Origin of the sequence: Sorangium sp. So ce394, assembly GCF_051474665.1 — a bacterium.
In the GTDB taxonomy this organism is placed as follows: domain Bacteria; phylum Myxococcota_A; class Polyangia; order Polyangiales; family Polyangiaceae; genus Sorangium; species Sorangium cellulosum_D.
Genome location: NZ_CP150339.1, coordinates 516,178 through 535,412 on the forward strand (window position 1 = coordinate 516,178; position 19,235 = coordinate 535,412).

Consider the following 19,235-nt stretch of genomic DNA (forward strand, 5'->3'; position numbering starts at 1 on the left):
AACACGCTGAGCTGGCTGCCTGCGCGGGTCTCGACGGCCGGCGCTCGGCGCGGCTGGCGGGCCCCGTACCGTGGCAATGGGCCGCCGAGCCCGGCGCTGCACCCGACGGGGCGAGCGCCAGTGCGTTCGGCGGGCGACAGCGGAGAGCCTGGTTTAGCCGCCACTGTAGGCTGCACTCGAAGGGTTTGCTCCCACCGCGGGAGCATGATACGCTTTCCACTCCGTGAGGATCTTCAGCCGCAGCACTCTCGTTGAGTTCTGGACTCGGCACGCCGATGCCGAGACTCCGCTGCGGCTCTGGTTCTCCATCGTCCAGAGTGCCTCCTGGACGGGGCCCGCTGACATCAAAACCGCCTTCGGAAGCGTCGACTTCCTCCCGAATAACCGGGTCGTGTTCGACATCAAGGGCAACAACTACCGCTTGATCGCTCAAGTCAAGTACGGTCCATTGTATCTGGTTTACATCCGATTCATCGGCACCCATGCCGAATACGACAGAATTGATGCGACGAGCGTATGAGGGCACCGCGATGATCAAGCCTGTTGTGGATAAGGAGAGTCACGGTCGGGCGCTTCGCAGAATCGAAGAGCTCTGGGACGCCGAGCCAGGCTCGCCCGAGGCGCAAGAGCTCGATGCGCTCGCGACGCTAGTCGACGCGTACGAGCGCAAGCAGTTCCCCATTGCTCCGCCAGACCCGATCGCAGCGATCGAGGCGCGCTGCGAGCAACTCGGGTGGACTCGCAAGCAGCTCGAACCGCTGATCGGTTCCAGGGCACGGGTCTCGGAGGTCTTGGGCCGCAAACGGGCGCTCACGCTCCCGATGATCCGAAAGCTCCACGCATCGATGCAGATCCCAGCCGAAGTGCTGATCGCGCATCCGCCTCGTTCGCGTGGAAAGCCGCCGCCGCGGCGAACGTCGGGACGGAGCACTCATGGCAAAGGCGCGAAACGCGCCGCGTGAACGGCGCCTTCCATCTGCCTCGAATCAGCTGCCGAGCAAGCCCATGCTGCCGACGGCGCTTCGCGCCGCGGCAGACCGGCAGATCGTTGGGCCGACGGGACGGGTCGATGGTCGTCCGCGAGGTGGGATCGAGCGCCCGGACGTTCGCGCTCGGCGTTGCAGACGCCCAACTGCGCTCATCTCGCCAACGCCGTGATGCGCGACCATATCGAGGCCGTGTGCCGCCAGAGCGGCTTTCGTCCGCCTATCATCTGTACACCGGAGCAACTCGCGCTCGAGGAGGAGACATGACCCCCGACCCGATTGTGGAAGAGGTCCGTGCAATCCGCGAGGCCATCGCACGGGAGCACGGCTATGACATCGACGCGATCTTCGAGGCGTTTCGACGCATGGGAGAGACCAGCCGAAGACCCCACGTCACTCCACCTGCCCGAAAATCGCCCGGTTCAAACGACTCCACGTTGGCCGAAGAGACCGCCCAACAAGGCATTGCGGCGGGCAGCGCTTCGCGCCGCCGCTGAACGCCAACCCGAGGCCTGCGTCGAGATGGCTGACGACCTCGCGAGGCCCCGTCGGCGAGCCCCCGCCAGGCGGGCCGGAGCCGTCCGGGCGCCCCCGCCCGGGGCGCGCGGCACGCCGTGAACCCGTCCGGGTGAGCCGGCTCGTCCGCGCCGGACATGGGTGGCGCTCGTCTCCCGGTGGACGTGCCTCCACAAAAACATGGGTGGCGCTCGTCTCCCGGTGGACGTGCCTCCACAAAAACATGGGTCGCACCCATCTCCGCGGTGGACGTGCCTCCACAAAAACATGGGTGGCACCCATCTCCGCGGTGGACGTGCCTCCACAAAAACATGGGTGGCACCCGTCTCCCGGTGGACGTGCCGCCACCAAAACATGGGTTTCACCCATCTCCGCGCTGGACATGCCCCCCTCCGCCGACCCCCGCGATCCTCCGCCAGCCCCTCGCGCCCCCTCTCGCCGGCGCCCCGGGGCCGCCCTCCCGGCGTGACGCGCCCCAGCGCGAGCCGGTTGCCCGCCGAGACGCCGGTACGGCAGCCGCGGACCCGACGAGCGGGCGATCTCGCTCGCGGTCCTACCTCAACCGCGGCCCTCCGCTATACTCACCGCGTCATGCTGTGCGCTGCCGCGGCGGGGCCACCCCTCCGCCCTCTCATGGACCGCCGTGCCCCGGGGCCGGCATGAGCGACGTCGACCTCCGCTGGATGGACCGCTGCCTGGAGCTCGCAGGGCGCGCCGCCGGCCGCACCGCCCCGAACCCGATGGTCGGCTCGGTCATCGTGCGCGGCGGCGAGGTCCTCGCCGAGGGGTTCCACGAGCGAGCCGGGCTGGCCCACGCTGAGGTCGACGCCCTCCGCAAGCTCGCCGGCCGCGCCGAGGGCGCCACGCTCTACGTCAACCTCGAGCCGTGCTGCCACCACGGCCGCACGCCGCCCTGCACCGACGCCCTCCTCCGATCCGGCGTCCGGCGCGTCGTGATCGGGATGATCGACCCGAACCCCCTCGTCTCCGGCAAGGGCGTGGCCCTGCTCGAGAGCGCCGGGATCGAGGTCACGATCGGCGTCCGCGAGCTCGCGTGCCGCGAGCTCAACCGCGCCTACATCGCGCGCATCGCCGAGCGCAGCGCCGCGCCCGCTCGAGCGACGCCGACGTCCTGACGCCGCGCTCCGGCACCGCCGACACCCCCGCGAGCGGCGGCGGTCGCGTACCCCACGCGTCCAGCGCCCGCGTGCCCCCCTGACGAGCGCGGCGCCGCGACCTCTCCCCCCATGAACCCCACGGCCGTACACGCCGCGGCCAGGCGCCCGGCGAATCTCGCCCCTCGCGCGCCATTCCAGGACGCGACCCGGCGAGATCCCCCGCTCGCGCGCCATTTCCAGGCCCCCGCCGCGCGTGGATCCGGCTCGGAGGCTCGGAGGCGCGCCGAGCACCGCGCTGGCACCACGCTTGTTATGCCCTCCGCCCACCCGTGGGCCCGGGCAGCGCAAAGACTGTGTGCGTCCTCACGCCATGGCCGTTGTAGACATCATTTGTAGACGGAAAGGTGGCAGTATGAAGAATGCTATCCTGATCGCGATCCTGTGCCTCGGCGGGCTCGGCTGCGCAGATACGCAAGCTGGGGATGAGGGCGAGCAACCGTTGCTCACGTCCCGACAGCGCATCGTCGGAGGCGCTGTGGACACAGCGCACGCCTATGTCGTGGGCGTGGGCAATCGCGGCCGGGCGTACTGCAGCGGGACCGTGATCTCCCGGCGCACCGTGATCACGGCGGGACACTGCCACGGCGGGCTCACGCGGGTCTTCTTCGGCACGAACCTCGGGCGGCGCTCGGCGAGCGTGCAGGTCGAAACGTCGCTGCGCCACCCCGAGTACGACCCGGGCACCCTCAAGAACGATCTCACCCTCCTCAAGCTGGAGAGCGACGCGCCCGTGCAGCCTGCGCCGCTCCTGCGCGAGTCGATGGACAACAGCGGCTGGTACATCGGGCCGGACTACACCTTCGTCGGCTATGGCGTCTCCGACGGGGTCGCCGGGACGGGGTTCGGCATGCGACGCGCCGTGGCGTTTCCCATCCTGGCGATCGGCCCTGCCCAGGTCGGCGGGACGCCGGGGACGATCGACGAGACCCAGTTCTATTACCAGGTCCCCGCCATGAACACGTGCGCCGGCGACTCCGGAGGTCCGGCGTTCCTCGTGCGGCGGGGCGTCGAGCGCCACGCCGGCGTGACGTCGTTCGGCGACGACCCCTGCACCCTCGACGGGGTGCAGGCGCGCACCGATTACGACCAGATCTCCCGGTTCATCCAGCCGACGATCGACGAGTTCGAGGCGGACAACCCATGCCGCGCGGACGGCCTCTGCGACGCATCTTGCGATGTCGGCCCCGATCTCGTCGACCCGGACTGCGCCGACCGCCACTGCGGCGCAGACGGGGTGTGCGCGCTCGCCTGCGTGTCCCCGCCCGACCCGGATTGCGCGCTCGGCGACGATGGGGCGGAGGAGTGATCAGGGCGTGTCCGAGGGGTCCGCCGGGTCGCTGCCGGCGCCCCGCTCGTCGCCGTCGAGGAAGCCGTCCTCGTCGCGATCGATGCCGGCGCGGTAGCCCGAGCCCGGCGGCGTGCACGTGTACGTCAGCGGGCGCCCCGTCGCGGCCGCGATCTGGCGGAGCACGGCGTCCGGGATCGGCGGCAGCGCCAGCCGGTCGGCGGCGAACTTCCCAGCGCCGGTGTAGAGAAAGCCGATCTCCTGCAAGATCACGTGGCTCTTCGCGATGAGGTCGCACTCGCCCGCATTGGCCCGCTGGATCAGGAGATCGACGCGCGGCCCGGCGGCGGCCTGGTTGTCCCAGCTCAGGGTCACCTGCTGGCCGACGATCGGCGCCAGGTTCGAGTCGAAGGCGAGGAGGAACGCCTCGAGCTGCCGGCGGACCGCGTCGCCCGCCGGCGAGTCCGGCAGGCCGTCGGGGTTGTCGGGGAAGGTGCCAAACTGGTTCGTGAAGCCCGTGAACGGCGAGAACCCCATCCCGCGGAAGAACCGGAACAGCGTATCGAAGCTCCCGTCGTGCAGGAAGCCGAACCCCCGCACCTGATCTCCCTTGTGCGCGTTGTCGCCCGGCAGGATGCCGAAATCCGGGGCTTCCATCCCGAACATCCCGACCTTCTGGTACAGGTTGCGCAGGTGCGGCGTCTTCATGAGCTGCGGCTGGAAGTCGAACGTCATGTTGCCGTCGGTGCCGAAGAAGCCGGGCCTGTCCGTGCCGGGGTTGCTGTCCGGGTCGAGGACGTGGCAGCCGTTGCAGATGGCCGTCCCGTCCAGGTTGCTGTCGAAGAAGGTGTCGCGCCCGGCCTGCTGATCCGGCGTGAGCGCGTTGTCCAGGCGGCGGATCGGGTTGGGCGGATACGTCACCTGGAGGATGAAGTCCGCGAACGCCTCCATGTCGGCGGCCGGGATCGGGCCGCTCCGGCCGAGCAGGTCGGTGAAGCCGGCCTGGAACTTCAGGAATGCGGCGCGCTCGTCGTACGAGCCGCTGTCCGGCTGGGCGGTCGGGGCGTCGTTGCCGCCCGTGCGGTCGCCGCGCCAGTGCATGGGCCCGTGGTTCGCCATGCCGCGCAGGCTCTGGGTCGTGGTCGGGCCCTTCATCGGGTGGAACTCCTTCGGCATCGGCTGCTGCGTGAACAGGTTGAGCAGCGGGCCGACGAACGGGCCCGGGTTGGCCGTGACCGCCGCGTCCGGATTGCCGAGATCCCACCCGAGGCTGTCGAAGTCGCCGAAGATATGGCAGCTCGCGCACGACGAGTCGCCGTGCGCCGAGCTCGATCGCGCGTCGTAGAGGAACCTCCGCCCGAGCGTGACGCTCGGCGGCTCGGGGCTGTACATCGCGACGTGCGCCGTCTCGGCGCCGGTGGCGGTGTCGATGATCGAGATGGCGTTGTCGAAGCGGGTCAGCACGAACAGCTGGCCGCGCGCCTCGTCGAGCGCGAGGCCCGACGGGCCGCCGCCGCTCACCTCGATGTGGTCGGCCGCGTCGGGCACGAACGTGTCGGCCTCGAGCGCGGCCGTGCTGAACACGCCGACCTTGCTCGAGCCGAGCGCGGCCACATAGAGCGTCGCGCCGTCGCTCGTGACGGCCATGCCGACCGGCTGGGCCAGGCTCGCCTCGCTCTCCGCGTTCGGCGTCGGGGCGCAGCAGACCGAGTAGTCGATGTGCTTGTTGAGGTGCCGCGGGGCGACGCGGGGCGCGCCGCTCTGGCGGAGCACCGTGATCCGGCTCTCGTGCAGGTGGCCCCGCAGGCTCTGCCCGGCGAAGGCGCCCGGGCCCTCGAACCGCTGCTCGTTCCTCGCGTCGGTGTTGGAGACGTAGACCTTCCCGTTCGCCGGGTTGACGACCATGTTGAAGAGGATCGTCCCGACGCCGGTGAAGACCCCCGAGGGCCCGGCGACGGGCCGCGGGGGGCTCGCCATCGCGTCGATGGCGAACACGTCCTTGTCGGGCAGCGAGAGCTTCACCCGGTAGTCCCAGGGGTTGCCGAGCTCGTCGACCCAGTGCGCGCCGTCGAACTTGACGATGAGGCTGACCGGGGGCGCCGGGTCGCCGTCCGCGTTGGTGGCCGGGCCCGGCGCGCTCTGGTCGGGCACGAGCAGCTCGGTGATGACGGTGGTCTGGTTGCCCGAATGGAAGCCGGCGGCGTAGACGCGGGCGCCGTCGGGCGTGGCGGCGAGCGCGCGCGGCGTGTCCGTGAAGAGGGTGAGGATGGTGAGCGGCGCGCCCCCGAGCGACGTGCCGAGGTGGTTCGCGTCGAACACCCAGACGTCGGCCCGGCCCACGCCGGGCGTGGTGAGCTGCGGGTCGTTCGGGTTGTTCTGGCCGCGGTGCGCGGCCGTGATGAAGGCGCGGCGCCGCCCCGGGCCGGCAAACACGATGTCTCGCGGCTCGTCGCCCACGAGCAGCGTGCGCTCGACGCGGCCGCCGTGACCGCCGGGGGAGAGCTGGACGACGCTCACGCTGTCCGACAGGTGGTTCACGACCCATACCTCCGTGTCGCTCCGCGCCGCCACGGCGACCGGCTCGAGCCCGACCGGGATCGAGCTCCGGTGGACGAGCGCGCCGTCGCGCACGCGGAAGACCTCGAGGCGGCCGTCCGGCGTGTTGAGCGCGAACAGCAGATTTCCGCTGGGAGACAGCGCGAGCGGGCGCACCTGCCCGCTCTCGAAGAGCGTGGTTGAGCCGGCCAGCGAAGGAGCGCTGGACGCGAAGACGGTCGTGGCCGCCGCGGCGGACAAAAGTCCGGCGGCGACCCTTCGCAGAGCGAACGGTGACTTCATGGGGCCTCCTCGAGCAAGCGACTTCAGGGAGCGATCGGAGATCGGGCGATCATCGATCGATTAACACAACCACGCTCCCTTGAGATCCACGAATCGGCGCGAATGTTTCAATGTTGAAATGTGTGCGCCGTCCCACGCGCGTTCCGGCCTTCGAGGTCGCGGCGCGTCACGGGGCAAACGTCGAATCCCTGCGCCGCGGAGCGCGGCGTGCGCGGCGGTGGGCTCGGCGGGCCAGCGTTCGACAAGACGGCGCGGCGTGACGGGCGCCGGCGCCGGAGCGCTGGCGGGCGCAGGAGGGGGGCTGGAAGGACGAGGGAGAGGCGGTCGGCGCCGGAGGGGTCGACGACGCCTGAGCGGGGTGCGCGGGCGGGAGGCGCTACTTCTTTCCCGTCACGTACCGGATGCCGCCGCGCTCGGCGCCCATATCGAGCGCGCCGGTGCGGCGGAGCGCGATGCCGCGGGGCGCGTTCGCCCTGAGGCCGTCGAGCTGGCCGATCATGGCGACGATCTCCGGCGCGCCGTGCCGCCTCGCAAAGGCCACGAGCGGGCACTCGCGCGCGCCGGAGGCGAGGCGCGCGCCGGCGTCGCTGACCTTGGCGAAGCGGGAGCCGCCCGGCGAGCCCGGGGCCATGCTCTTCATGATCAGGCGCCGCGCGGGCTCCAGCCGGAACACCATATCCATCGCGGCGTCGAGGAGCGGGCTCCGGTCCAGCTGCTTGCGGTAGAACGCGAGCAGCATGTCCTCGGCGAGGCGCAGGGCCGGCCCCCGGTCCACGCCGAGGTCGTGCAGGAGCGCCTGGTAAATCGCGAGCACCGGCGGGCCGAGCTCGAAGAGCTTGCGGCTCATGCTGCTCTGGAGCTCAGGTATCGTCGCCTCCAGCGCGAGATACCTCTCCTTGGCGTGCGTGTGGAGCTCCGCAGCGCACTCTTCGCCGAGCTCGCGAGTCGCGACGAATCGGCCTTCCCTGAGGATCTGAGCAAGACGTTCGGACGGCGACGACATGCTCATAAATTACCACACGCGGCGAAGCGGCGAGAACCATCCTTCGAATTTTTCCCGGCGGAGACGGGCACTCGCGCTGGCCGGACTGGCCGGCCAATGGGCCCTTGAAATGGCCGGCCAGTCCGGCCAGCCGGGGCGGCGGACTCGGCGGGTCAGCCGGACTACGCGTCAGCCGTCCGCGCTGCCAGACCGGCATCGAGCCCAGCGCGATCGGAGGAGTTCCGCCCGGACGCAACATGCGCTGCGGAGTCCCGGGTCTCCGGACTGGGCCTCTGGTGGAACGAGACGGAAATCGTTCGGCAATACGCCGGGACGGCTCCGGGCCGCGCCCCACCGGTGGAGCGCGGCCGGCGGGGCAGCGCTACGCGGCCGCCGGCCCCCACAGGCCGGGCACGCGCGTCCCGCACGCCGGGCACGCGCCGCCGGAGAGGAGGACCTCCTGCGTCTCGTAGTTGAACCGCCGCACCACGACCTCGTAACAGCTCGGGCAGCGGGTGTGCGAGAGCTCGCGCACGCGGTCGGCCACGTTGCTGACGTAGACGTACCGCATGCCGCGCGCGTACGCGACGCCGGCCACGTCCACGAGGAACGCCGGGTCGGTCGTCAGGCGATCGCGCATCTTGTAGCGCGGGTAAAAGGCGTTGAGGTGCCAGGGGATGTCGCGATCGACGCGGGCGATCTCGGCGCCGAGGGCGCGGAGGCCGTCCGCCTTGTCGTTGAAGCCCGGGACGACGAGCGTCACGACCTCCACCCAGTAGCCGAGGCGGCGGGCTTCGCCGATCGCCGCGAGCACGGGCTCCACGCGGCCGCCGAGCGTCCGGTACTGGTCGGCGCTCCACCCCTTCAGGTCGACGCGGAACACGTCGGTGACCGGGCGCATGTACGCGAGCGCCTCGGGCGTCGTGTTGCCGTCCGAGATGAGCGCCGTGACGAGCCCCCGCCGCCGCGCCTCGGTGAACACCGCGCGCGCCCACTCGGCCGTGATCATCGGCTCGTTGTAGGCGCTGGCGAGGACCCCGCAGCCGGCGGCGACGGCCGTCTCGACCAGATCCGCGGCGCTGATGTCGATCGGCTCGCCGTCGCCCTCGGGCTCGCGCAGCGCCTGCGAGACCTTCCAGTTCTGGCAATAAGGACACCGCAGGTCGCACCCGAACATCCCGAAGGTGAGCGACCGCGCGCCGGGGCGCACGTGGAAGATCGTGTTCGTCTCGACCGATCGCACGTAGTGGCGAGCGACGTAGCCGAACGGGACGCGGAGCTCGCCGCCCTGCTCGAAGCGGATCCCGCACGCGCCCGCGCGCCCCGGCGAGAGGACGCAGCGGTGCGCGCACGCGGTGCACCGGAGATACCCCTCTTCGGGCCCTCGCTCGTAGAGCTCGCCGGGCACCGTGCGGCGGGCGAGCTTCGCCGTGAGCGGCTCGCCGGGCGCGCCGCCCGCGACGGGCTCGGCGGGGGCGCGCTCGCCGCCGGCGCAGCCGGCGCCCGCGTCGGCGGGGGCACGCTCGCCTGCGGGCGCCGCGCCGCGCACGAGGTCCTCGACGCGGACGTGCGGGCGGCAGCCCGGGTCGAGCGGATCGCCCGTCGCTGCTTCCGGGGCGCTCTGGCCGTTCGTCTCCATGGGGAGGCGCCCATCCTCGCATCGGCGCCGCGAAAGACAAGGGCCGGCGCCCGGAACCAGGAGGCCGAGGGCCCTCGATCGCCGACGCGAGCACCGGTGGGACGGCTCGTGACCCGTCGCGACGCTCGACCCGTCAGGTGCCGAGACCCGACCGCGCCCGGCGCAGGAGCCATCGCGGGCCGGCGCGCCACGTACGCGGCGCCGACCAGGCCGAAGCTCAGCGCCGGCCAGCGAAGGACGAGCGCGGCCCCGCCGGCGAGGGCGGCGAGCGAGGCAACCGAGGCGCTCGGGACGAGGAAGGTCAGGCCGTAGCGCATGCAGCGGGGATGCGTCCGCTCGTCCATGCTCTCACATCGGGTGCTCCTCGAAGAAGTCGAGCAGCCGCTCGCTCGCGTCGAACGTCTCGCTCTTCGGCCCGAACACCGGCGGCAGATCTCCTCCGCCCGGCCACGTGTGCCCGCCCCCCTCGACCGCGCAGTGCTCGACCTCGGCCTCCTCAGCGCAGCGCGACCACGCCCTACACGTCGTGTCGCCGTGCGCGTAGGTGACGTGCGAGACGCGGGCGCAGCCGTCGCGCTCGCGCCAGATCGCGAGGCTCTCGGCCACGGAGATGAACTCGAGGCTCCCCGGCACGGGCACCGGGACTACCCCCGTGCCTCCGTTGTAAGGGATCACGATGTCCGCGGTCCCGTGCACATGCAGGACGGAGATCGGGCGCGCCGGCTCGCAGGTCGCCGGCGGCACGTGCAGGACGCCGGCGACCGGAGCGATCGCCGCGATCCTGTCCGCGAGCTCGCAGCCGAGGCGGTGCGCCATGAGCGCGCCGTTGGACATGCCGGTCACGAAGATCCGCCGCGGGTCGACGCGGTACTCCTCCGAGATGGCGTCGATCAGGTCACGCGTGAAATCCACGTCGTCGACCCCCTCTTGCCACGCCTGGCCGCAACACAGGCCTGCGTTCCAGCTCCCGCCGATGCCCGCGGGATAGGCGACCAGGAGACCCCGCTCGTCCGCAAGCGCGCTGAGCCCCGTGAGGGCGGCCTCCGCCTCGGGCGTCCCATTGAAGTGGTGAAAGTCGAACACGAGCGGGACACGCCCCCTCTTCTTGTGAAGAGATCTCGGGACGTGCAGCAGGGCCGAGCGCTCCCGGCCGCCGCTCGTCACATGGATCCAGCGGTCTCCCGCGGGGCTCTCCCCGCCGGAACAACCCGGCTCGCCCGCCATGACACGCTCCGCCGCCGTCCCCAGCGGCTCCGGTGAGCCGCAGCCAGCAAGGACGGCGGCAGCGATCATCAGGAACATACCTCTTCCATGGCTGACGATATCCATGCACACCTCCCGAGAGAGGGAACAGTACAATGCGCGTCAGGCATGGCCAGCGCCTCCCTTCTCACGATCGCGCGTGCGATCCGGACGTGCGCTGTGCGCAAATAGCGCTTCACACGCCCCGCAAAGCCGACGGCGCGGCTCAGGGCGCTGGCGAGCGCGGCGGCCACGGCCGCGCGAGGCGAGCGTTCAGGCCGGCAGCGCGCCCGCGCCCTCGGCGAGCCTGGCGAGCTCGTCCTCGCCGAGCTCGCGCTCGCCGGCGAACGCGATGCCCACGACGGCGCGCACGCTCGCCGAGGCGTCGCGCACCGGCAGGGCCACCGCGGCCTGCGCCGCGACCGCCCTGGCGCCCGGCCGGACGTCGCCGGACGTGTCCGTCTGCAGGTTGCACGTCTGCACGGGCTGGCCGCGCTCCCAGGCGAGCCCGGCCATGCCCTTGCCGCGCGGGACGCGGCGCGTGATCTCCTGCACCTTCTCCGGGATGTTCACGGCCGCGGCCAGCGCGAGCGCGTCGCCCTCGACGAGGTGCACCGTCCCGGCGATGCCCCCGTTCTCGGCGACGAAGCTCCGCAGCCACGGCTCGAACGATGCTTGGCGCGCATGCATGCCCGCACCCTCGACCGGCGCGGCGCGCGCGTCAATCGCGAGGATTCGCTCGCCCCCGTCATCCGTCTTTCGTCTTTCGTCCTTCGTCCTTCGTCTTTCGTCCTTCGTCCTTCGTCCTTCGTGCGCGTGCGCGTGCGCGTGCGCGATTCTTCGGAGTCAGCGCGCACGCGCACGCGCACGAAGGACGGGCACGGAAGACGAGAGACGGGAAAGGGGGGACGGAAGACGGAAGACGAGAGAGGGGGGGCGGAAGACGGAAGACGAGAGACGCCTGCACGAAACCCGAGCGAAAACCGCTCTAGCGCGCGCTCACGCCTCCTCCTTCGCGCGCTTCGGCCAGCGCACGAAGAACGTCGCTCCCTCGCCGGGGCGCGACGTGACACCCACGCTCCCGCCGCGGCTCTCCACGGCCTTCTTCACGACCGAGAGCCCGATCCCGGTGCCCTCCACCTTGTCGCGCGACTCGAGCGTCTGAAACAGGTCCCAGATGCGACCATGGTACTCGGGCGCGATGCCGGGCCCGTTGTCCGTGACGGCGAACTCGTAAAAGGCCCCGGCGTCCTTGCAGGTCACCTCGACCCGCGGGTCGCTCCGGCGCGCGTGCTTCAGGGCGTTGCTGATGAGGTTCTGAAACACCTGCTGCATCGGGACGCGCTCCGTGAGGATCGTCGGCATCCCGGGGGCGATCTCGATCCGGGCGCCCGCCGGCGGCGAGAGCAGCTCGACGACCTCGGCGAGTAGCTGGCCGGTATCGACGCTGACCGTGTCGCCGCGCACGCGCCCCGCCCGCGAGTAGTGGAGGATCCCGTCGATGAGCGCCTCCAGGCGGCGCACCCGCCCGCGCAGGAGGTGAATCTGCTCCTGCGTCTCGTCATCCATCTTTCCCGTGAGCGACTCCTCGATCCACTCCGACAGGTTCGCGATCCCCCGGAGAGGCGCCTTGAGGTCGTGCGAGGCGACGTAGGCGAACTGGTCGAGCTCCTGGTTCGTCTTCGCGAGCGCGGCGATGAGCTCCTCGCGGTGCTGGCTCAGCTGCTCGATGCGGCGCCGCGCGAGCACCTGATCGGTCACCTCGAAGGCGACCACCATGACGCCCGTGACGGCGCCGGACGGGTCGCGGATCGGCTGCGCGACGTAGTTGAAGAAGGCGTCGCTCGCCACGCCCCCGCGCACGATAGGGATGTTCAGCTCGATGATGTGCAGCGGCTGACCGCTCTTCAGCGCACGATCCAGGGTCGCGATCACCTCGTGCTCGCCGAGCTCCGGGAACACGTCGCGCACGCTCTTGCCGACGATCTCCGCCCGGCCGACCATCTCGCAGTACGGCGGGTTCGCGACCTCGTAGACGTGCTCGGGGCCGACGAACACCGCGATGGGGACCGGCGCCTGCATGAAGAGGTCGTACAGCTTCTCGCGCTCGCGCTCGGCCGCCGCCCGCAGGCGCGCGATATGGAGGTGCGTCGCCACCCGGGCGACGAGCTCGCGCGCGGAGAACGGCTTCGCGAGGTAGTCGTCCGCGCCCGCCTCGAGCCCCTCGACGCGCGACTCCTCGCCCGCCCGGGCGGAGAGCATGATCACCGGGACGCTCCTCGTGCGCTCGTCGGCGCGCAGCGCGCGCAGCAGGCCGAACCCGTCGAGGTTCGGCATCATCACGTCGGTGAGCACGAGATCCGGCGGGCACGCGCGCGCCGACTCGAGCGCCGCGACGCCGTCGGCGACCGCCTCGACCGTCCACCGCTCGCGCAGCACGCGCCCGACGTAGTCGCGCATGTCGGCGTTGTCGTCCGCGAGGAGGATCCGCGCCGCCGGGCCCGCCGCGAGCGCGGCGTCCACCGGCGAGGTCAGCCCCGCCGGCGCGAGGGGAGCGACGTCGTTGTCGGGCCCCGCCCCGGGCAGCCAGCGCAGCGCCTCGTGCACGAAGGGCGCCGCGCCCGTCGCCGTCGACACGAGCGTCCGCCGGGCGTTCACGCGGTCCTGCGGGAGGTGCGCGGTCCCGAGGGGAATGGAGATCGTGAACGACGTGCCCTCGGCGACCTTGCTCGCGACCTGGATCGTCCCGCCGTGCAGCCGGACGAGCTCGTGGACGAGCGCGAGCCCGATCCCGGACCCTTCGTGGGTGCGGGACCGCGCCCCCTGGACGCGATGGAACCGCCTGAACAGGTGCGAGAGCTCGTGATCCGGGATGCCGGTCCCCGTGTCCCTCACGGTGAGGTCGACGCGACCGCCGTGAGCGCGGAGCGAGAGCGCGATCGTGCCCTCGAACGTGAACTTGAGCGCGTTCGAGAGGAGGTTGAGCACGATCTTCTCCCACATGTCGTGATCGACATAGACGGGCTCGGACAGCGGCGGGCAGTCGACCTCGAACGCGAGGCCCGCCCGCTCCATCGCGGAGCGGAAGGCGCTGGCGAGGTCCGCGGTGAGCGCGGACAGGTCGGTCGGCTCGTAAGACGCCTGGATCCGGCCCGCCTCGATGCGCGAGAAGTCGAGCAGCGCGTTCACCAGCTTGAGGAGGCGGACCGCGTTGCGGTAGGCGGTGTCGAGATCGGCGCCCGACAGGCTCCGTTTCGAGGACGCGAGCGCGTCCTCGAGCGGCCCGAGCATCAGCGTGAGGGGCGTGCGGAACTCGTGGCTCACGTTGCTGAAGAAGGTCGTCTTCGCGCGATCGAGCTCGGCGAGGGCCTCCGCCCGCCGCCTCTCTTCCTCGTAGGCCTGCGCGTTGGCGATGCCGGCCGAGATCTGGCCGGCCGCGAGGTGGAGGAAGCCGCGGTAGTTGTCGTCGAGGAGGCGGAACGGATTCAACCCGACGATCAGGACCCCCGCGCGCCCGGTCTCGCCCGACGGGGAGATCGTGAGCAGGGCGGCCTTCGCCGGCGGCCTCGGCCACGCGCCGGTCGGGAGATCCCGGAGGTCCGGCGGCAGATCGACGACCCGGCAGGCCTCGTGCTCGCGCAGCACCTCGGCCACCGGCCAGAGCGACCCCTCCGCGAGCGCGATCGTCTCCGGGGCCGCGGCGTGGCCGCGCGCGATCCCGGTGGTCCCGGCGAGCTGCATGCGCTGCTTGTCGGGGTCGACGACGTAGATGAGCGCGAACGGGATATCCTTGGCGTCGGTCGCGAGCGAGCGCGCGCTGTGCGCGCACGCGTCCTCCCACGTGCGCGCGTTCGCGGTCTGCGCCGCGAGGTCGCGGAGGAGCGCCAGCTGCCGCTCCCCGATGATGCGCTGCGTGTCGTCGGTGTTGGCGCAGATGATCCCGCCGGTCCCGCCCTGATCGTTTGGCACCGGGCTGTAGGAGAACGTGTAATACGTCTCCTCCTGGTAGCCGTGCCGCTCCATGATGAGGAGGAGCGCCTCGTCGTAGGTGCCCTCGTCGCGGCGCATCGCCGACGCGGCGCGCGGCCCGACCTGGCCCCAGATCTCGCGCCAGACCACGGACGCGGGCTGCCCGAGCGCCTCGGGGTGCTTGCCGCCGACGATCGACTTGTAAGCGTCGTTGTAGAGGTTGATGAGCGCGTCGCCCCACCAGACGAACATCGGCTGGCGCGAGGTCAGGATGATGCGCACGCACGTCTTCAGGCTCTGCGGCCACGACGCGACCGGGCCGAGCGGCGTCTTCGACCAGTCGATCGCGCGCATGCGCGCGCCCATCTCTCCTCCGCCGGCGAGCACGGCGTCGGCGCGATCGGGCGGCGGGCCCTCCTGCTTGAGCGACATGGCTCCTTGTAGCGTGGGGAAGGTGGCCGGAGAAGGGCAGAAAGACCGGTGCGCTCCGGGTGAAACGGCGGCCCAGTGCGGCGAACGGGGCAGCCGCGCTACGCGCCCTCGTCCTCGGGCGGCGGCGCGTGCGGCGCGTCGAGCACCCCGCGGAGCGCCCGGCGCACGACGTCGGGCGCGTAGCCTTGCCGCGCCAGGAACGCGTAGAGCTTCTGCCGCTGTTCCATCGGATCGAGGCCAGAGAGGGAGCGAAGCTTCTTGCGCGCCGCCCGCTCGGCGACGGCGAGCTCATCCGTCCCCTCGTCGGTCATGACCCGCCGGATCGCCGCCTCGGCCACGTCGCGCGCGACGCCCTTGCGGGCCAGGTCCTGCTCGATCCTGCGGCGCGAGCGCGGCTTGCCCACGATGCCGGAGCGGGCCTTCGCCTCGGCGAAGCGCGCGTCGTCGAGGAGCCCGTTCGCCGAGAGCCGCGCGATCGCGGTCGCCACGTGCTCCCGGGGCTCGCCCTTCTCGATCAGGCGCTTCTCCAGCTCCCTGGCCGACCGCGCCCGGAACGACAGGAGCCGCAGCGCCCGGTCGTAGGTCTTCTGCTCGCCCGCGGCGGCCTTCCGGGGCGGCTCCGCCGCGGCGGCGGCGCTGTCCTGCCCGGGCGCGAGGCCCGCGGCGCTCGCCTCGGGGACGGTGGCGAAGGCGACCCCGTCGACAAGGATGACGACGTGGCCTGGCTTGTCCGGCGAGGGGACGATCCCCGTGATGATCGGCATGCGCGGGAGCACGATGGCGCAGCCCGCGCGGGCCGCAAGCGCGCTTCGCCCAGCGCCCGGTGGGCCCGGAGACCGCCGCGGTCCGGTAGGCCCGGCGACCGCCGCGGCCAGCCGCCCGGTGATCGGTCGCTCGGCGGTCGCGTCAGGGGTCGAGCACGAGCACGCCGAACGCCTCGGGGACATGGAAGTTCGGCTTGCTCGTGCGGGGCGGGCTCCACGCGAGGTAGCGCCGCGGCTCCTTGCCCTCCATCCGGTAGAGATTCATGGGCAGCCGCGCGTTCGGGGCGAGCGCCTTCACGATCTCCGGCGCCGTGAGCAGCGCCTCGATGACCGCCGTGCGCTCCTCCGCGCTCTGGCGCGCCGCGATCGTCGCGCCGCTCGACCACGCCGTGTCTTCCAGGCGCGCGCCGCGGTCGACGGCGATATCGAAGAAGTGACCGAACGGCCCTATCTCCACCTCGAAATACCGCTTCGGCGCGCCCGGATCCGGCGTCAGGAACAGCTCGATGCAGTCTTCCCTGTAAAGCCCCTTCCGCTCCTCGCCGACCGGCTTCGATCGATCCGTGTTGAGCCCCGCGTTCGAGAGCTCGAAGAGGGCGTGGAGCCCCGCCTCGGACCAGAGGAAGCGCGCCCGCGTGGGGAACCCGGTGCGCTCGCCGGCGTAATCGGTGTCCCACGCGACGGCCTTCGCGCGGCCCCAGGCCGGGTCGTCCGCCTTGCCGTCGAGCACGACCCGCTCTCCGGGCGGGAGCCGAGCCGCGCGCGCCTCCGGCTTCGCCGGGCCCGCGGCGGTCCCGCCGTCTGGCGCGGCGGTCCCGCCGTCTGGCGCGCCCCCGGGCGCCGCTCGCGGGGGCGGCGGCGCGGGCTCCGACCCCCTGGCGGGCCCGCCGCCCGGCAAGGGCGCTTGCCCGGGCTCCCAGTCGAGCCGGAAGGGCGCCATCGCCTTGTAGTGGACCGGCCTCGGGGCCTTCAGGAGGTCGGCGCCGTCTCCCGTGATCGGCGTCGTCTTGAGATCCAGCCCGAAGCGCTTCGCCGCCGCGTCGATGAGCGGCGATGTCCGGTGGCCGCCGAGCTCGCGCGCGAGCGCCGGGCTGTTCCACACGCCGAGGAGCTCGGCCACCACCCGGTCGACCCGCACCGGGTTCGTGCCGCCGACCGCCACCATCTCCGCGGTGGGGCGCAGGACCTGGAAGCCGTCGCCGCCCATCGCCGGCGCGCCGTCGCCGAGCACGGCGTCCGGCGTCGAGATCTCGAGCACGTCGACCATCCGCTCGGCGAAGACGCGGAGCGACGACAGGTAGAGCGCGCGGTCCTCCTGGCCGGCGGCCTTCGCGTCCAGGTAGGGCTTGAGCTCGCGGTGCATTCGCCACTTCTGCTTGTAGGCCGGCGCGCTGTCCGACAGCATGACCGTGCCCTGCATGCCCTTGATGCCGGCCGAGATGACCGAATACCGGTGCATCTTGAGCCGCGGGAGCGACAGGAACAGCCCGCGATCGAGGTGCTCGGCGAGCACCTTGGGCATGAGCAGCGTCGGGACGTGGCTCGCCTCGATGCCGCGGATCGCGAGGGGCTTTCCGGGCCTGTCGCCGGCGACGTCGAAGACCCCGTCGTCGTCCATGGCGACGAGCGCGGCGCCCTCCTCGGCGGCCATCGCCTCGTAGCCGGTCCGCTGGACGAGATCCTTCCAGAACTTGTGGGAGTGGCCGCATCCCTCGGCGATGGTGATCTTCGTGTGCCCGCGCGCCTTGAGGCACTGGACGACGCCGCGGACGAACTCCGGCTGCGTGATGCGGCCGGTCACGCCGTCGTCGCCCTTCGATTTGGCCGGGTCCTTCACGCTGTCGAACCCGCAGAGGTTCGGCTTGAGGAGCACGGGAGTCGCCGGGGGCCGGCGGGGCACCACCGCCTCGCAGATGCGCTTGCCGAGCTCCAGGGGTCCCTGGCCGCGGAGCACGGTGACGGGCGAGCCGTTGGCCTTGAGGCGCTCGACGTGCCGCTTCCGGAGAGCGGCGCCGTCGATGCTGTCCGACGCGATGACCGAGGGGCCGGGGTCGTACCGCTGCGAGGCGCCCGCGACGACGTCGCTCGACGCGGCGGGCACGGCCGTGGGCACGGCCGGGTGCGCGGAGGCGGCGGCGAACGAGGAGGCGCTCGCCGCCGGCGCGGGCGCGGCGACCGAGGCCGGCGGCGCCGGCGACGGCGGGTCGGGCGCCGGCTGCGCGGCGGCGGGCCCGCCGTCGCCGGGGCCGCCGGCCGGCTGGGGCTGCGGGTCCTCGCAGCCCGCGAGCAGGGCGAGCAGCGCCGGGAGCGCCGCGATCGCGCGGGAAGACCGTCGTGCTCGGCGGCCGTGGAACGTCGGTATCCGGTTCATCCTCGCGAGCACGATGGAGCGAAACGGCGCCCGGGTGAAGGCAGAACGTCGAGGGGCTCGCGCCTTGCGTGACGCGCGGTCGCCGGGTGCGTGCCTGGAACGGCGCGCGCGGGATGGATGAACGATGACGCCCGCTCCGGCGACCGACCCGGCGGGGCGACGTGCAAGGCGGGAAGGGATCCGCCGCCCGGATGCGTACAGAGGACGAGCCTCGATTCCTTGTCGTCCGGAAGCCGCGCTGCCGTGACGGCGCGATCGGAGGCGCGGCTTCCCATGCCATGACAGCCGCCGCGCCGCGCGCGGAGGGGCCTGGGGCTCTCTTGATGATCCTTCCTGGAGGAACCGATGAAATCCCGTTTTCCTACGTGCTCAATCCTGCTCGTGGCATCCTTGCTCTCGCTGTCCGCGTGCGGCGGCGACGGCGGCGACAGCGATGGCGGGGGCGCCGCCTGCGGAGAGTTCGCGGCGTGCGGCGGGGACCCGACCGGATCGTGGACCATCGAGGAGACGTGCCTCGACCCCTCGATGTTCGCGGAGCTCACCGAGAGCTGCGACGCGACGATCGATATCAGCGGCGTCGAGATGGTCGGAACGGCCGAGTTCAAGCCCGACAGCACCTATGTCACGACATCCACGATGGAGGGGCCGATGAAGATCGTGTACCCGCCGTCGTGCCTGACCATGGAGGGCGTCACGATCACGTGCGCGCAGCTCGACGCGACCATGCAGGAGCTCCTGGCGCAAGGCGTCGCGTCCTTCTCCTCGGCGTCGTGCGTAGCCGCGGGCGCGGGCTGCGCGTGCACCCTGGTCCTCGAGGAGACCACCACGACGGGGGCGGGCACCTGGTCGGTCTCCGGCTCGAGCTTGACGGTCCAGGCCGACGGCGAGGCGGCGCAGGAGGTGCCGTTCTGCGTGGAGGGATCCTCGCTGACGATGGCCATCCAGGCCGGGGAGGAAGGCGGCGCTCCGGGGACGGCGAAGAGCTACATGCGGCTCACGAAGCAGTGAGCCGCGGCGCGCGCGGGAGCCGCTC

General features: G+C 71.9%; 14 protein-coding genes. 6 read left to right on the forward strand and 8 right to left on the reverse strand.

Annotated elements, in window-relative coordinates:
* Positions 1-223: 223 nt before the first annotated feature.
* The 5 genes from WMF33_RS01940 to WMF33_RS01960 all read left to right on the forward strand — a co-directional run bounded on the left by WMF33_RS01940 (position 224) and on the right by WMF33_RS01960 (position 3,986).
* Positions 224-520, forward strand: coding sequence for a type II toxin-antitoxin system HigB family toxin (locus WMF33_RS01940; RefSeq protein ID WP_437335548.1), 297 nt, complete (start codon positions 224-226; stop codon positions 518-520).
* Between the two features lie 10 nt (positions 521-530).
* Positions 531-962: a helix-turn-helix domain-containing protein gene (locus tag WMF33_RS01945; RefSeq protein ID WP_437335549.1), complete on the forward strand. Its 432-nt coding sequence runs from the start codon at positions 531-533 to the stop codon at positions 960-962.
* Positions 963-1,249: 287 nt separating this feature from the next.
* Positions 1,250-1,483: a hypothetical protein gene (locus tag WMF33_RS01950; protein ID WP_437335550.1), complete on the forward strand. Its 234-nt coding sequence runs from the start codon at positions 1,250-1,252 to the stop codon at positions 1,481-1,483.
* Between the two features lie 678 nt (positions 1,484-2,161).
* Positions 2,162-2,638, forward strand: coding sequence for a bifunctional diaminohydroxyphosphoribosylaminopyrimidine deaminase/5-amino-6-(5-phosphoribosylamino)uracil reductase RibD (gene ribD / locus WMF33_RS01955; protein ID WP_437335551.1), 477 nt, complete (start codon positions 2,162-2,164; stop codon positions 2,636-2,638).
* Between the two features lie 394 nt (positions 2,639-3,032).
* The gene (locus WMF33_RS01960; RefSeq protein ID WP_437335552.1) at positions 3,033-3,986 is read left to right on the forward strand and encodes a S1 family peptidase; all 954 of its coding nucleotides are present in this window, start codon (positions 3,033-3,035) and stop codon (positions 3,984-3,986) included.
* On the opposite strand, the gene WMF33_RS01965 is transcribed toward WMF33_RS01960, so the two are convergent.
* The 8 genes from WMF33_RS01965 to WMF33_RS02000 all read right to left on the reverse strand — a co-directional run bounded on the left by WMF33_RS01965 (position 3,987) and on the right by WMF33_RS02000 (position 18,202).
* Positions 3,987-6,803 (reverse strand): YncE family protein, encoded by a 2,817-nt coding sequence (locus tag WMF33_RS01965; RefSeq protein WP_437335553.1) that lies wholly within the window; start codon positions 6,801-6,803, stop codon positions 3,987-3,989.
* A 376-nt stretch (positions 6,804-7,179) separates the two neighbouring features.
* Complete coding sequence (locus WMF33_RS01970) at positions 7,180-7,806, reverse strand: hypothetical protein (protein WP_437335554.1); 627 nt, start codon at positions 7,804-7,806, stop codon at positions 7,180-7,182.
* A 361-nt stretch (positions 7,807-8,167) separates the two neighbouring features.
* The gene (locus tag WMF33_RS01975) at positions 8,168-9,424 is read right to left on the reverse strand and encodes a radical SAM protein (RefSeq protein ID WP_437335555.1); all 1,257 of its coding nucleotides are present in this window, start codon (positions 9,422-9,424) and stop codon (positions 8,168-8,170) included.
* Between the two features lie 348 nt (positions 9,425-9,772).
* The gene (locus WMF33_RS01980) at positions 9,773-10,717 is read right to left on the reverse strand and encodes an extracellular catalytic domain type 1 short-chain-length polyhydroxyalkanoate depolymerase (RefSeq protein ID WP_437335556.1); all 945 of its coding nucleotides are present in this window, start codon (positions 10,715-10,717) and stop codon (positions 9,773-9,775) included.
* A 222-nt stretch (positions 10,718-10,939) separates the two neighbouring features.
* On the reverse strand, positions 10,940-11,356 hold the full coding sequence (locus WMF33_RS01985) for a GAF domain-containing protein (RefSeq protein ID WP_437335557.1): 417 nt from the start codon (positions 11,354-11,356) through the stop codon (positions 10,940-10,942).
* Between the two features lie 309 nt (positions 11,357-11,665).
* A complete protein-coding gene (locus tag WMF33_RS01990; protein WP_437335558.1) occupies positions 11,666-15,067 on the reverse strand; it encodes an ATP-binding protein in 3,402 nt (1,133 codons plus the stop codon).
* A 98-nt stretch (positions 15,068-15,165) separates the two neighbouring features.
* Entirely contained in the window at positions 15,166-15,831 is a 666-nt protein-coding gene (locus tag WMF33_RS01995; RefSeq protein WP_437335559.1) for a regulatory protein RecX, read from the reverse strand.
* Positions 15,832-15,973: 142 nt separating this feature from the next.
* Entirely contained in the window at positions 15,974-18,202 is a 2,229-nt protein-coding gene (locus WMF33_RS02000; protein WP_437335560.1) for a DUF362 domain-containing protein, read from the reverse strand.
* A 381-nt stretch (positions 18,203-18,583) separates the two neighbouring features.
* Between WMF33_RS02000 and WMF33_RS02005 the strand changes: the two genes are divergently transcribed.
* Positions 18,584-19,210 (forward strand): hypothetical protein, encoded by a 627-nt coding sequence (locus WMF33_RS02005; RefSeq protein WP_437335561.1) that lies wholly within the window; start codon positions 18,584-18,586, stop codon positions 19,208-19,210.
* Positions 19,211-19,235 lie beyond the last annotated feature (25 nt).